Below are 14,976 nucleotides of genomic sequence, written 5' to 3'. Positions count from 1 at the left end.
TTTAATTATTTTTTTTATTTTATTTAGGATTGTAAATACAAGATCATAATTTTTAAATTTTTACAATAGAAGTTTTGATTAAATTGAACTTCATAATCTTAGCATATTAGAAATAAACTGAGTCTTAGCCATGTCTTCAACAAATTCAGCTAATAAACAAGCTTCTTCTATATTAGAACCTGTAGATAACACACCATGTTTTTTAAGTATTAGAACATCTTCATCTGCCAATGCTTTAGCTACACTAATAGCTAAATCATCACTTCCAGGTTTTTTATACTCAACATCAATTAAATAAGGATTTTTTATCTTACCAAAACCTTCTAATCTTTTTATCTTCTTGTTTGAAAAAGAAAAACCTGTGGCAAATGGTGAATGAGTGTGAACTATTCCATTAACATCTTTTCGCTTTTTGTAAATATTTAGATGAAGATTAACTTCAGATGAAGGGGTTCCTTTAGTTAAGCTATTACCATCAATATCAACCAAAACAACATCTTCTTCTTTTAAATTACCCAAAGAAATCATCGTTGGAGTAATAGCTATTATTTCTATTTCATCATTTTTAAATCTTGAACTTATATTTCCAGCTTTACCAGAAACCAATTTTCTTTCAAATAAATATTTTGATACATCAACTAAGGCTTTAATATCATTTTTCATTATATTCCTCACATTCATTAATTTAAATAAAAATAACTTCTTTCTAAATATAATATAAATTTATTAATTTTATTAGCTATTAACTAATGCAGTGTCTAAATTTAACAAATAAATGAATTTAGTAAATTAAATGAATTTTAATTGTTTATAAACTCCTTTATGAAGCACAGGAACTTCAGCACATGTTGGAACGATATTATAAATCTTTTGAAATTCAGTCTGGGTCTGGAATGTTCCAGAATTAATCATATGAACTCCGTTATAATGTTTGTATGTATTTATATGAACATGGCCTGTGTGGAAAATATCTGGAATGTTATCAATAACTAAATGATCTTCTAATTCTGAAGCAAGTGGAGTTCTTTCACCATAAATTGGGGCAAGATGTCTTTTATTTAGTAATTCTTCCATGATAAGATCATTTTTTTCATGTGAGAATCCTTTAATTGTCATAGCTAAATCATCAAAACCACGTCCATGATAAATTAATGTATTCCACCCATCTAAACTAACAACTGCAGGATTACTTACAAATTCAACATTATTTAATTCATAAAGAGACTTTGCATATTTTTCAGGAACTGCAGGTTGTGGTTCAGCTACTCTTGAGGCGTCGTGGTTTCCAGGAGTTATTATTATTTTGACGTCACCCCTAATATTTCCAAGTAGTCGTGCTGCTTCATCATATTGTTCTGTGATATCCTTAATAGCTAATTCTTTATCTTGATTTGGATAAATACCAATTCCGTCCACAATATCTCCAGCTACAATTAGATATTTAACATCTTTAGCTATATTTCTTTGTTCTTCACTTCCAAAATCACCATTTATCCACTCTGTAAATCTTACAAAGGCATCTTCTAAAAATGTTAAGCTTCCAATGTGAATATCAGATGTAAAAACTGCTGCAAAATCCATTTCTTTTCTCGGAATTCTTGGAACTCCTGGGTTAATTATCCTGGTAGCTACATTCAAAGTACCTTTTTTTTCAGCTATTAAACCAATTATTTCATCTTTAACAAGTTTTTCTGAAGCTTTGAATAATTCTTGATTATCTTTGTGAAAGAGAACGTTGATTTCTCCAGTTTCATCCTCAAATTCAACGATTTTGTGACCATTTTTCGTAGCTCTAATATCTCTAACCATTACAATAACATTTAAATCTCTTGCACCTTCTTCAATATCATTTATTTTCTGATAAGCTTTTAGTTCAGGCCTTTTTGAAAGAATATTTGATATTTTACTATATCTACTTTTAAAATAAGCAATTAAATTTCCAATTTCACCACTGGTGTAAGATTTTTTACTAGTATCTTGTATAATTTTAAAATCAAAATCAACATCATGTGATGTTAAATTTCTTTTAAATTTGTCAGGATCAGATTTTTTGTATTCATTTTTTAATGTAATGTTTTCAGAGTTATCAGGTTTTAATGTAATGTTTTCAGAGTTATCAGGTTTTAGTGCAATATTTTTAGAGTTATCAGGTTTTAGTGCAATATTTTTAGAGTTATCAGGTTTTAGTGCAATGTTTTCAGAGTTATCAGGTTTTAGTGCAATATTTTTAGAGTTATCAGGTTTTAGTGCAATGTTTTCAGAGTTATCAGGTTTTAGTGCAATGTTTTCAGAGTTATCAGGTTTTAATGTAATGTTTTCAGAGTTATTATGTTTTTTGTATTCATTTTTCAATGTAATATTTTTACAACTATCTGGTTTCTTATATTTATTGGCTGTTTTTCTACTTTCTTTTATTTCAGAGCTTATTTTTGTTTTTGTATGGGAGTTTATAGTATTTGGTTCAACTCTTATTTTTTCTTCATAATCTGCATTTATATTACTATTTATATCTTTTTCATTTGTTTCAAATTGATTATTTTTATTATTCTCTTTATCATAAGTAAATAAGCCTTTTTGTGATTTGGATTCAGTCTTCTTGGATTGATCTAATCCTAGGATTTTTATGAATTCCTCAACAATACTGTCATTCAACGACATTAAATCTTTTTCAGAAAATTCTTGACTTTTTAGTTTCACAATTAAGGAAGATGAAAAGTCTAAAGGATCTTCTAAACTGTTTATTTTTTCATAAGCTTCTGGTGATAAGTTAATACCCTTTTCAGCAAATTTAAAAAGAATTTTTGTTGTCATACATATCTAGTTCAGTACTAATTATATTGTTCATATTAAGAAAATTAATTATATTTTTCATATTAAGAGAATTAATTATATTTAATATACTTTTTTTAGTTTATATTTTTAACTTAATTCAAACAAATTATTAATTAATTAATAGTTAATTTTATTATAAAAAATAAATATAACTATAATATTATTCATATGTTATTTTAATTTTATTCTAATTAAAATAATTTTTAAAAATTTATTATAATATTTCAATGTTCATATATTCTTATATTATTTTAAAATATTGATAGGGTCATTATTTTAAAAAACTATTAATAAGATTATTATTTTAAAAAGTATTATATTTTGAATATATTCTTATTTAATTAATAAATATTAAATTTATGAGAGATCTTAAATCTTATTAGGTGATTTTATGCCAAAAATACTTAAAGCTATACTTATTATCTTACTTTTTATAGGATTTTTTGAAGCTGGGCTTCTTAGCTCATATACAATTATAACTTCTGAAGCTCCAGATGTTAAAGGACTTATTGATTTACAGATTGAAATCATTTCAGGAATATTTAGTCCTGAAAATATTGATAGCATCCTTCTTAAGGATCCAAACCAAATAAACATAACAAACATGGCCGATGTAGCCGATAAGATAACGTCCCTTGCAAAGGTAGATGGTGTAGATCTTAATAACACCACTATAACGACTTATAACAGCCAAAATGATGAAAAACTTGATGTTAATATAACGGCTTTGTGTTATTCTTCACCTAATGCAACTAAAGGTCAAATTATCCTATCTCAAATCCCAGATTATGAAGTAAAAGCGTCAGCTTCAGCTGTTCGTACTGATTCTGGTATTGAAGTTAATGTAACAACTATTAAGATAATATCTATCTTGAAATTATATAATCAATAATTTCTAATGAATATTTCTAGATTTCTATCATATTTGTTGGTGAACTGATGATTAATATTATTGGAATTGGTCCAAACAGAGAAAATATAACTATTTCAGCACTCAAAGCTTTAGAAGAATCTGATGTTGTCATTGGTTATAAAAAATATATAAATTCAATAGCTGACTTAATAGAGAAAAAAGAAGTCTTTAAGAAAGGTATGGGGGATGAAATTGCAAGAGGGGAGCTTGCTATATCCAAAAGTCTTGAGGGGAAGAATGTTGCTTTAGTTAGCTCTGGAGATCCTGGAGTTTATGGAATGGCCAATCTCATGTTTCAACTTATTGGTAAATATGATGGAATAAAACTTAAAGTTTTTCCAGGAGTAACATCCCTTAATTATTCAGCATCTTTGCTTGGAGCACCATTACATGATTTTGCAGCTATTAGTTTAAGTGATATATTAACTCCTCTTTCTGAAATTGAAAAAAAAATTGAATATGCAATTAAAGCTGATTTTATAATAGCTATTTATAATCCAATTAGCAAAACACGAAAAAAACCTTTTAAACGTTTTCAAGAAATATTAAATGAATTGAAAGACCCAACTACTTTAATTGGAATTGTAGACAGTACTCAAAACCCTTCAAAAACTAAAATTATAACTCTAAACCAGCTTGATGAAGATGAAATTAATATGTCTACTACATTGATTATAGGTAATTCCTTAACTTATGAATATGATGGATATATGATTACTCCACGAGGTTATGTTGTCAAAGCACCAATTCATCCATTAGCTAATGATTTCTATACAAAATATTTAGATATGGAAACACCAACTGGTTTAAATAAATCTTGTGAATATTATCCCTGCCATTCTGACCCACAATATTGTGATTTTTGCTATTGCCCTTTTTATCCTTGTGGAGATAGCTCAACTGGAGGAAAATGGATAAAAAACAAGAATGTTTGGAGTTGTGAAGATTGTGAATGGATTCATGAAAAAAATACCATAAAATGTATCAAAGATTCATTACCTACTATTTTGAAGAATCCAGAAGATTTAAAATCCAAGAAAAAAGAACTTTTAAAATTAAGAAGGCATTGTATTTTAGCAACAAGATAAAATAAAACTATTAAGACAATGATAAAATAATGAGACTTTTTTGTTAAATTCATTTTTCTGTAATTCATCTTTTTGTTAAATTCATTTTTCTTTAATTCATCTTTTTGTTAAATTCATTTTAAAGAATTGAGTTTAATGATAAGTTTATTAATACATGAAAGTTAATATATTATAAATTGTTTTATAAGCAGAATGGAATTTTAATAATAAAAACAATCAATAATAATCAATAACTTATTAATATATTAACTTGAAGATGTAATAAACACAGGTAGGAGACAGAAATGTCAAGCATTAAAGATATTTTAATAGAAATGAAGAATTTATCAGAGCTAATGGTAGATTTAGCTTATTCTGCCGTTCTTTTTAATAGTAAAGATGCAGCTAAAGAAGTTTCAAAGCTAGAAAACAAGGTAAATAGCTTAAATTATGAAATAAAAAAGCAATCTCTCGTGGCAGCTCGTTCAAATGAGGATGCAGAAAAATTAACAGCACTTCTTGAAATAGCTGAAGCAGCTGAAAGTATAGCTAATGCTGCTAAAGACTTAGCTGACATAGTTATTAAAGGATTTAAACCACATCCAGTTTTTAAAATGGTGATGGAAGAATCTGACAAGATGATAATAAGTGTGAAAATTCAACATGGATCAGAACTATCTAATAAATCTTTAGGAGAGCTATTTTTAGCAAATAGGACGGGTATGAGAGTAATAGCTATTAGAAGAGATGAATCTTGGATTTATGGTCCTGATAAAAATACTATGCTTTATATTGAAGATACTTTAATAGCAAAAGGAACAGAGTTTGGTTCTGATTTACTTAGAAAATTGGCTAGTGGAAAAATTTCTTTAGATGAGATTTCAGATCTTATCGATGAGTGATAGCTTTTAATATAATATTTATTTTAATAGATTCTTCTATTAATTAATAATAATTTTTAGTTTAAAATATTAGTTTAGTTTAATATAATTTAGTTTAATATAATTTAGTTTAGTTTAAAATATTAGTTTAATATAATATTAGTTTAGTTTAAAATATTTAGTTTTTAACAATTAAGAATAATATTTTAATATATTTTTGTAAAGATTTGAGTTGATAAAATGTTTGTGGGTGATTTATGTGAAGAAAACAAAGCTTCTATTGAAGATGATTCGACATATATTAAACATGTTAGTTTTATTTATAGTCAACTCAATATTGTTCCTTTATGAAAAGCTAGAAATGCTTTGTTCTCTTGTCTATTCTGCAATTAATAGATTTAATTCATTTTTTAAAGATAGTAATTCTGTCATTAAAGAAGGATTAATAGCTCTTTTAATCTGTGCAATTGGTGATTTATTTGCAGGTATCATCCTTGGAAACATGACTTTCTTTTTAGAAACATTTCCTGGTTTAATGGTCCTTATTCCGGGGGCTATTGGAATGAGGGGAAATATTTTTGGAGCATTAGGGTCTAGATTAGGTTCAAATCTTCACATTGGCCTTATATCTCCAAAACTTAAACGTTCTAAAATATTAACAGAAAATATCCTATCTTCTTTGATTTTAACATTAATATTATCTCTTTTCTTAGCATTTTTAGCAAAAGGAATATGCACACTCTTTAATTTTGACAGTATGAGTTTACTGGACTTTACACTAATTTCAGTATTCGCTGGTTTAATTTCCAGTGTTATAATGTTACCATTAACCATGCTCATATCATTAAAAAGTTTTAAGAATGGATGGGATCCAGATAATATTTCTACTCCACTTATAGCTGCTTTTGGAGATTTATTTACATTACCATCAATTATATTATCTTTAATTATAGTTTCATTACTTTCGCATGTTCTTTTAAAATATTCATTATTTATTTTAGCTATTATAATTACTATCATAGTATTTATTTATGCTATAAGATCAGAAGGTGAAATGAGGGACATTGTGATGCAATCTACTCCAGTACTTCTTCTTTCTTCAGTTTTAGGAGTTTCCGCTGGAGGATTTTTGAATAGCTCTATTTCTGTACTTCTTAAAAATCCAAGTCTTTTAACATTGGTTCCATTGTTTTCTGGTGAAAGTGGTAATTTAGTAAGTATTTTAGGTGCAAGGCTTTCATCCGCCCTTCATGCGGGATTAATTGAACCAGTTTTAAAGCCTGAAAAAACTAGCGTAAATAATTTCTTAATAATTGTAGTTTTAGCTATTATCATATATCCAATCATTGGATTTTTGGCTGAAGCATCTTCAAGACTCCTTAATTTTCCTGGAATTGGGTTTTTCAGTATTCTATCTATAAGTACAGTTTCTGGAATGATTTTGATAGGTATAATGATTTTAATAGTCTTTTTTATATCTTCTATTTCCTATAGAAAAGGTTTCAACCCAGATAATATAGTGATTCCAATTTCAACAAGTATAACTGATTCGATATCTTCTTTGATTCTTGTTACAGTAGCTTTGGCAGTTTTGCACATTTTTGTTATTTGATTTTATTTCAATTAGGGGGTCATGGCTCATTCATACCAAGTTTTTAATATGAAATAAGAATTTTGAGTTTTGAAATAATCAATATTAATATTATCAAGGTTTAAGTCATATGGAACCGATGCTAAAACACATTCAAATTTATTTTTATCTTTTTTCGGAACTTTACAATGTAAATAAAATATCAAAGAGCTTTCATTAGCTAAATTATCTTCGAAATACCTATTTAAATTAATAATAGGGGATGTAATTGAATTTTCTATATTAATTTCGGTTTTAGAACTATCCAAAATCCAATGAGAATTAATTTTTGTACTTTCTTTATTAAATAACAAGTAATAATTGTTATTTTCAAGTTCACTTCTTTTAACTTTAAATTCTTTACATATCCATATAAAATCTTGATTTTCAACATGATCTAGTTCACTAATATCATTTCCATTATCAATAATATCATGATTACATAATTTATCATAGATGATATCTCTGTTTTCATTAATAATTGATACAAGAGCTAAACTAGATAAAAAATCACATGTTATTGTTCTATTGACTACTACAACGTTTGAAATATTTTTATTAATCACATCATTGCCTATTGTAATAGGATCTAGATTTTCATTAAATGGATAAATAGCTATTGAACTTTTTATTTCATCATTAAAGATGTTTCGATCTATTAAAGTCTCATATTGTTCATTTTCAAGTATTTTAATTTTTTTAAATGAAATACTATTAATAATCGTGTCATTATTTCCATTTCTAATTGCAAGTCCTGGGCTCACATCATTATAATCATTTAAATTTTCCCAATTTTCTGGTGAACCAGGATTATTTATTAAATAGTCAGCTATTTCAGAAGTTAGTCTTTCTAAATTGTTTACTTCTAGTGAATTTAGTATTTTATCATCTGAATTGTCTATTATGTTTATCATCATTCCAATAGCAATTATAAATAGAAATAAACCTAATAAGAAGTCAGTTGAAAATAAAACTCCTTTTGAATCTTTATAAATACTCATAATTTCTCCATTTTCTCTTTTTTCACTTATATGTAAGAAAGATGCTCTACTCCATATTTTGCTCGATGAGAATCATCTAGGAACAAAATTTCATAAATTGAACCATTTTTATAGAAACCAAGATTTTCTCCAGGATAATGATCATTAAAAATCACATGATCAGAGGAACTAATGGATCTAAAATTAAGTTCATTCACTTTATTTGGCACAATAAATGTTTCAAGACCATAATGATTACATACTCCTTTTCCTTCTAATCTACATAAATAACAGGCACCATCTGCACTTTCATGATAATAACCATTATCTATACAATTTTTTAAAGTATGACCATCTCCATGATGTTCATAGGGGTCATATGGACATTTTTTTATTATCAGTGGAGAACTGGCATTATTATAAGCATAAGGATTTAATAGGTTATTTTCAATAAAATAGGCTTCTAAAGAATCATGGTAAATTATTTTTGTTCCATTTTCAGACAGATTTGGCTTATTCTTACACATCAAAAATGGAAGTGGATCTTTTAATCCTTCAATTTTTACCACACTTTCAATGACTTCATCATATTCTAAATTTCCTTTTTTCCCATGAATATGAGTTTTTATATTAACATGATATGGATTATTTCCATTATAAACGCTTAAGACCTCTGATTCCATCATGATGTTGTTATTATTACCTATTTCTTCATTTTTTTCATCTAACTTTTCTTGTAATCTTTTTTTAATCGTATTTGGACTATCAGAACAAGGAACATAATTATGTATGGTATCATTAGCTATTTTTCCCATGATATCTTTTCCAAGAACTGGAATATTTCTATTATAATCTTGAATCATATAATTAAAGCTATTTGAATCAATAGCATCATTATTTATTTGATTCGAGTCATTACTCACATTTAGAAATATTATACTCATTATAATTAGTAAAAATACCATTATTGTAGCTAATCCTATGAATACATTTCCATTTTTGTTATAAAATATATATTCTTCTTTATTTTTTCTCATGTCTAGTTTTTGATCTCTTAGATTTTTCAACTTTATTATTTTATTTAAATTCATTAATCATTTTTTATTATAAATTTATATAAAAATATTACTATTTTTTAATATCAATATTTATTTTAAAATAAAAAATAGCATTCCTATAAAAATTTATTATGGTCATGGGTATGATTTATAACTCTAAAATTTGCTTAGTGAATGTATTAATATGAAATTATATTTCTAAAATTATGTTTCTAAAATTATGTTTCTAGAATTATGTTTCTAGAATTATATTTTACAATTGATACCATAAAATTTATTTATCTAAAAAACAATACAATAAAATAATATAAATTTAGATTAAAGTATTAACTATATTTTTATATTATTCACTACATTACTTAATATGTGATTAATAAGTTTACTAAATATTTAAATTAAAACATCTAAATTTATACTAGATTCTTAAAAATTCGTTTAATTTACTTTAACTTTTTAGGAGGATTGAAATGTCTGATATTGTAAGAACATGGCGACATATTCCACAAAGATATAATCTTATTGGTTCAAAATGTGAAGAATGTGGGGGAGTTTATTTCCCTCCAAGAGTTATATGCCCTAAGTGTAGGAGAAAAGGAAAGATTGAAAATATTCAATTTAAAGGAAAAGGAAAAATCCATAGTTTCTCCATAGTTGAAACTCCAACCGACGACTTTAAAACCATAGCTCCCTATGCAGTAGCTATTGTAGAGTTAGAAGAAGGTGCTAAATTAACAACACAGTTAGTTGATTGTGATGTAAATAAAATTGAAATTGGAGATCCAGTTGAAATGGTATTTAGAAAAATTAGAGCAGATGGTGAAGACGGAGTAATTTCCTATGGATTCAAATTCAAGCTTTCAAAATAATTCTACTAGCACTGATTTAGGTTTTCAGGATAATTCTATGGATTCTAACAATTTAAAAACCTCTAGCAGACCTAAGGACAATTTTGGAGTTTTACTTATAAGTCACGGAAGTAGCTTAGATTATGCTTCAAAGACTTTTAAAGAAATAGTCACGAAATATATAGAAACTACTGGTCATAAAACAGAAGTTGGATATATGAAAGTAGCTGAACCTTCTATTTCAAAAGCTATTGATAATTTAACAAAAGATGGGGATATTGATAGGATAATAGCTATGCCCGTCTTTTTAGCTCAAGGAATTCATACAAACATTGATATTCCATTAATGCTGGGATTAAGTCCTTTAGAAACTGATCCTAGATGTCCAGAAGGTAATTATCCTCCTGATCATTATTTAAATGATTTGAATCCAATCAATTTCGATGGTGAAATTAATTTGATAAATTGTATTGGGGCCGATTCTTCAATTCTAAATATAATTGATAAAAGAGTTAATTCAGCTATTGAAACTTCGAAAATCAAAACCACGGATCAAAAAACAGGAATTATCCTTGTTAGTCATGGAAGTAGATTGAATTATAATCGTGAGTTTATAACTGATATTTTCAATCAATACATAATTACTAATGATTATGTCGTTGGACAAGGATTCATGGAACTTTCTGAGCCAAGTATACCTCAAGCAATCAATAAAATAATAAAGAATAATGAAATAGATAGATTAGTAGTTGTTCCTGTATTCATAGCTCCAGGTGTTCATACAACTAGAGATATTCCCACTATTTTAGGCCTTTTAGAGGATAATGAGAAGAAAGATTCTCATAATCATAGTCATTCTAATAATCATACCCATTCTCATAGTCACACCCATGACCATTCTCATGCTAGAGAAGAAATTGAATTTAATGGTGAAATATTATACACCGAGCCTTTAGGTGCAGATTCATTAATAATTGAAATTATTAAAGAAAGAATAGAGAATGAAATTAAATAATCGGATTATTTCCTCATCGATTATTGAAATATTCACTTGAATTTAATTCATTGAATTTTTATATTTCATATTCGTCCTAGAATTAAGTTTTTTAGAGTTTTTTAAACTTTTTCGTGAAATTCTGAAAATAAAGAATTTTTTGAAACTTTACAGCTGAAATAATGCTTAAAAACTATTTTAATATTAAAAACACTATTTAAAGTATTATTCTGAAAATTGAGAATGGAAATAGCTATTTTTTAAGAGTTCATCCTTTTCATGAGATAGTATTTCATTTTTTTTATTTTTTATTCAATTTCATATTTCCAGTTGTTAAGACCTCCTTCTAAAAGATAAATATTATTATAGCCTGTATCAGCTAGTTTTTCTGCTGCTAACTTGCTTCTTCTCCCACTTCTACAATATAAAAATAGTTTTTCACTTTTATCTTTCACTTGATCGGTTATATCATGACTTATATTGTCTAATGGTATTAAAATAGAATTGGGGATGTGTCTTTCATCATATTCTTCTTTACTTCTAACATCCACTAAAAATATAGGATTATTTTCTTTTAATTTTATTTCTAATTCTTCAGGACTTATATTTTGATATTTCATGTTTCTACCTCCTCTTATTTTACAATTGATTTTAGAAACTTATTCTAATTAAAAATAACTTTAAATTTATATAATTAGTATATTTAAAATCAAGTATATGCAATTTATCATAATATAACAAATTATTAATAAATATATTATTATAATTATTATTCAAAATTAAATATATTTTTCAATTGTTTCATGTTTTATATTAATAAACCTATTGGTAATGAAATTTAAAAGATTATATATTACATATTATAATTAAAGATAAATTAAATTATTAAAGATATTTTAGCTTATTAAAGATTTAAATGAAATTCTAAAAATAGCGAAAGTTTTTTTTTATTTAATGAGATGTTGTAGAAAATCATGATTATTTAAACAATTAATTTTTCATTAGAACCATTAAAATCGGCTTAAATATCTTAAGAATAATTTTAACTTTATTAAAGATAATTTTAATTCTATTAAACATAAGTTTAAATATATTATTAAATACATTAAAGGTAATTTTAATTCTATTAAAGATAAGTTTAAATATATTATTAAATATATTAAAGATAATTTCAGGTATCTTAAATTTGATTTGTTATTTTTTAATTATTATGATTTCAATTATATGTTAAAAATAATTATAATTTTGATACTAAATTCATTAGTTTTAATTAACTAAATTCACATGATAACGATAAAAGATCCTTTAAAAATTAGATTGGATGATTAATAAAATGAAATCAAAAACTTTAAATTCAAATTCTAAAAACACTGGAGTTTTACTTATTAGCCATGGAAGTAGACTTCCTGAAAGTAGTGAAACTATCAACAAATTAGCAGATATGTATAGAGAACACACAGATTTCAAAGTTGGTATATGTTACATGGAACTTCGTGAACCAAATATTCCTAAAGCTATGGACAATCTAGTGAAAAATACAGAAATTGAAAAAGTGATAGTTGTTCCTGTATTTTTAGCTAATGGAATGCATACCACTCGAGATATTCCTAAAATATTGCGCTTAATTGATGATGTAGACGAACATGACCATACCAATGAAAATCATGAGGAACATGGCGATAATCATTCTCATCACGACCATCATCATGATTTTGAAAAGATAAATTTTGATGGGGAAATTATTTTCACAGAACCTTTAGGTGCAGATCCTTTAGTAGTTGAGATAATTAAAAAAAGAGTAGATAACGCTTTGAATTAACTATATCATATTTATTTTATTATTTCTAGTTTATTATTTTCTAATTTTTATTCATATTTTTAATTTTTTCAAACAAATCAATTTTTTACACTTTATTTTTCTACCTGTTATTTCATCTTTTTAGTAATTTTTATAATTTTTTTATAATTTTTTTAGTTCGTGAGGCTGAGAAATAATTCTAAAATAAAAATTTTAAAAATCACTAAATTATCTTAGCATTGGTTTAAAGACTAATAAATATTATTATTTTAAAAAATTAATTATATAAATCTAAATCTAAATTAATTATTAAAAATGCATCGCTATACAAAAGAATCAATCAATAAAAAGATATATTTAAATGTAGTTTTAGGAAACATAATCACATCACTTGGACTCACAATCAAAAAATAAATACAATGTCTTCTTAAAGAAACATGAAAAATTTAGCATCCTAATTATTTTTAGTTTTATATTTTTAATTTTTTCAATATTTTTTATTCTTTATTTTATAAAAACAATAGTATGTTTCATATAGATTTAACTAGTTTATGAGAAATCTAAATAGTAAAATTTATATACTATTTAGTCATATACCAATTATTACTAATAATACCTTTATTTATCTAATACTAGGTAAATTATTGCATAGTCCTAAATATTATATTAGTTATTAATATGTATGGATCATCTGCCTCATATTTCTAGTCATCTGCCCACTATATCGATTTTTACATATTGATAAAATATGTATGGATTGTGGAATTATGTAGATATATGGAAAAAAACTTATGGGTGGATGATATGTTAACATATAAAAATTTTTTTTTACTATTGGGCATGTTTTTCATGCTGTTATTTTTATCGGTAGCGATGGTTTCTGCTGTTGATTATGGTGATATTCGGGATAGAGTTAATAATGCTAGTACTGGAGATACTATTAACTTGGGTAGTGATACTTATATGAGTGATGGTTCTCCTGTTAGGATTGATGGTAAAAATCTTACTATTCGCGGAAGCTCTGATTCTAACCGTGCTATTTTGAATGGTGGTGATCGTAGTGCTGCTTTCATTGTTTTACCAGGGTCTATTGTAACCCTACGTTATATTAACTTTGTAAATGCTAGTTTACCCCGCTCTCATGCTATTTCAGCTAATAGCACAGTTTTAATTGAAAATTGTACTTTTTCAGGATCTAATGGTGATTCAGGCGCAGCCATATTCCTTTATGAGAATGCAGACAATTCTCACATTATCAACTGCCGTTTTATAGATAATAAAGCAGATAATGATGATGATAATGAGTATACTGCTGGTGGAGCTATTTGTATAAATGGTGCAAGTAATGTCGAAATCAGAAACTCTTATTTTTCAGGAAACACCGCCTTAAACAACGGAGGAGCACTAGTAATCCGTGCCAACGCTCAAAATACTAAAATCACTGACTGCACCTTTATAAACAATCGTGCACCTAATGGAGGAGCTATATACAATCAATTAAGCACCGGAGCAATTATAAGTGGCTGTACTTTTACAAATAACAAAGCGACAGAACTCGGCGGAGCAATTCACTCAATAGACATTTTAAACATTTCAGAATCTAATTTTAACAATAACACAGCTAAACATGGCGGAGCTATACACAGCACAGACCAACTAAGAATCAGGGGTTCTTCATTCACCACAAACACAGCTACAGACGGAGGAGCTATATATTTAACCAACACTCTTTCTATAGGTTCTAGTTCTTTTAATAAAAACACTGCAAAAGGTAATGGTGGCGGATTATTTTTATCTGGTAGCCATCAATCAAATATTAATGGAAATTCTAAATTTACTAGTAATTCTGCGAAAAATGGTGGAGCAATTTATACTAGTTCTCCTTTATCTATTTCTTCAAGTAATTTAGATAGTAATGAAGCCAGTACTGATGGTGGAGCTATTTATTCGACTAATACTCTTTCTATAGGTTCTAGTT

At 26.4% G+C, this 14,976-nt stretch carries 13 protein-coding genes; 8 read left to right on the top strand and 5 right to left on the bottom strand.

The features are described from left to right. Positions 1-90: 90 nt before the first annotated feature. Positions 91-663, bottom strand: a complete 573-nt coding sequence (locus MBCUT_RS09970; protein ID WP_067260602.1) for a class II aldolase/adducin family protein — start codon at positions 661-663, stop codon at positions 91-93. Between the two features lie 126 nt (positions 664-789). Beyond that, positions 790-2,811 (bottom strand): DNA-directed DNA polymerase II small subunit, encoded by a 2,022-nt coding sequence (locus MBCUT_RS09965; protein WP_084270816.1) that lies wholly within the window; start codon positions 2,809-2,811, stop codon positions 790-792. Between the two features lie 412 nt (positions 2,812-3,223). Here MBCUT_RS09965 and MBCUT_RS09960 point away from each other — a divergent pair, with 412 nt between their 5' ends. From MBCUT_RS09960 to MBCUT_RS09945, 4 genes are all read left to right on the top strand, one after another. After that, positions 3,224-3,724, top strand: a complete 501-nt coding sequence (locus tag MBCUT_RS09960; protein WP_067260599.1) for a hypothetical protein — start codon at positions 3,224-3,226, stop codon at positions 3,722-3,724. Between the two features lie 47 nt (positions 3,725-3,771). Next, positions 3,772-4,833 (top strand): precorrin-3B C(17)-methyltransferase, encoded by a 1,062-nt coding sequence (cobJ, locus tag MBCUT_RS09955; protein WP_067260595.1) that lies wholly within the window; start codon positions 3,772-3,774, stop codon positions 4,831-4,833. A 284-nt stretch (positions 4,834-5,117) separates the two neighbouring features. After that, positions 5,118-5,714, top strand: coding sequence for a potassium channel family protein (locus MBCUT_RS09950; RefSeq protein WP_067260592.1), 597 nt, complete (start codon positions 5,118-5,120; stop codon positions 5,712-5,714). A gap of 340 nt (positions 5,715-6,054) precedes the next feature. After that, the gene (locus MBCUT_RS09945; protein WP_067260589.1) at positions 6,055-7,305 is read left to right on the top strand and encodes a magnesium transporter; all 1,251 of its coding nucleotides are present in this window, start codon (positions 6,055-6,057) and stop codon (positions 7,303-7,305) included. A gap of 26 nt (positions 7,306-7,331) precedes the next feature. On the opposite strand, the gene MBCUT_RS09940 is transcribed toward MBCUT_RS09945, so the two are convergent. Together MBCUT_RS09940 and MBCUT_RS09935 are read right to left on the bottom strand one after the other, a co-directional pair. Further along, entirely contained in the window at positions 7,332-8,324 is a 993-nt protein-coding gene (locus MBCUT_RS09940; protein ID WP_067260585.1) for a hypothetical protein, read from the bottom strand. A 26-nt stretch (positions 8,325-8,350) separates the two neighbouring features. Next, positions 8,351-9,340, bottom strand: coding sequence for a hypothetical protein (locus tag MBCUT_RS09935; RefSeq protein ID WP_067260682.1), 990 nt, complete (start codon positions 9,338-9,340; stop codon positions 8,351-8,353). Positions 9,341-9,828: 488 nt separating this feature from the next. Between MBCUT_RS09935 and MBCUT_RS09930 the strand changes: the two genes are divergently transcribed. Both MBCUT_RS09930 and cfbA (MBCUT_RS09925) read left to right on the top strand, forming a co-directional pair. Beyond that, positions 9,829-10,227: a Zn-ribbon domain-containing OB-fold protein gene (locus MBCUT_RS09930; RefSeq protein ID WP_067260582.1), complete on the top strand. Its 399-nt coding sequence runs from the start codon at positions 9,829-9,831 to the stop codon at positions 10,225-10,227. A gap of 37 nt (positions 10,228-10,264) precedes the next feature. After that, the gene (cfbA, locus tag MBCUT_RS09925; RefSeq protein ID WP_067260679.1) at positions 10,265-11,221 is read left to right on the top strand and encodes a sirohydrochlorin nickelochelatase; all 957 of its coding nucleotides are present in this window, start codon (positions 10,265-10,267) and stop codon (positions 11,219-11,221) included. 287 nt (positions 11,222-11,508) lie between these two features. Here cfbA (MBCUT_RS09925) and MBCUT_RS09920 read toward each other — a convergent pair whose 3' ends face one another. Next, the gene (locus MBCUT_RS09920) at positions 11,509-11,820 is read right to left on the bottom strand and encodes a rhodanese-like domain-containing protein (RefSeq protein ID WP_067260579.1); all 312 of its coding nucleotides are present in this window, start codon (positions 11,818-11,820) and stop codon (positions 11,509-11,511) included. A 713-nt stretch (positions 11,821-12,533) separates the two neighbouring features. On the opposite strand from MBCUT_RS09920, the gene cfbA (MBCUT_RS09915) reads away from it, so the two are divergent. Both cfbA (MBCUT_RS09915) and MBCUT_RS09910 read left to right on the top strand, forming a co-directional pair. Further along, positions 12,534-13,019 carry a sirohydrochlorin nickelochelatase gene (cfbA, locus tag MBCUT_RS09915; protein WP_067260576.1) on the top strand — a complete coding sequence of 162 codons (486 nt, stop codon included), beginning with the start codon at positions 12,534-12,536 and terminating at the stop codon, positions 13,017-13,019. Positions 13,020-13,802: 783 nt separating this feature from the next. After that, a partial coding sequence (locus MBCUT_RS09910) for a right-handed parallel beta-helix repeat-containing protein (RefSeq protein ID WP_169805442.1) occupies positions 13,803-14,976 on the top strand: 1,174 nt, incomplete at its 3' end.

Origin of the sequence: Methanobrevibacter cuticularis (assembly GCF_001639285.1) — an archaeon.
GTDB classification, from domain to species: Archaea; Methanobacteriota; Methanobacteria; order Methanobacteriales; family Methanobacteriaceae; genus Methanobaculum; species Methanobaculum cuticulare.
This window is presented reverse-complemented; position numbering and strand designations above follow the sequence as displayed.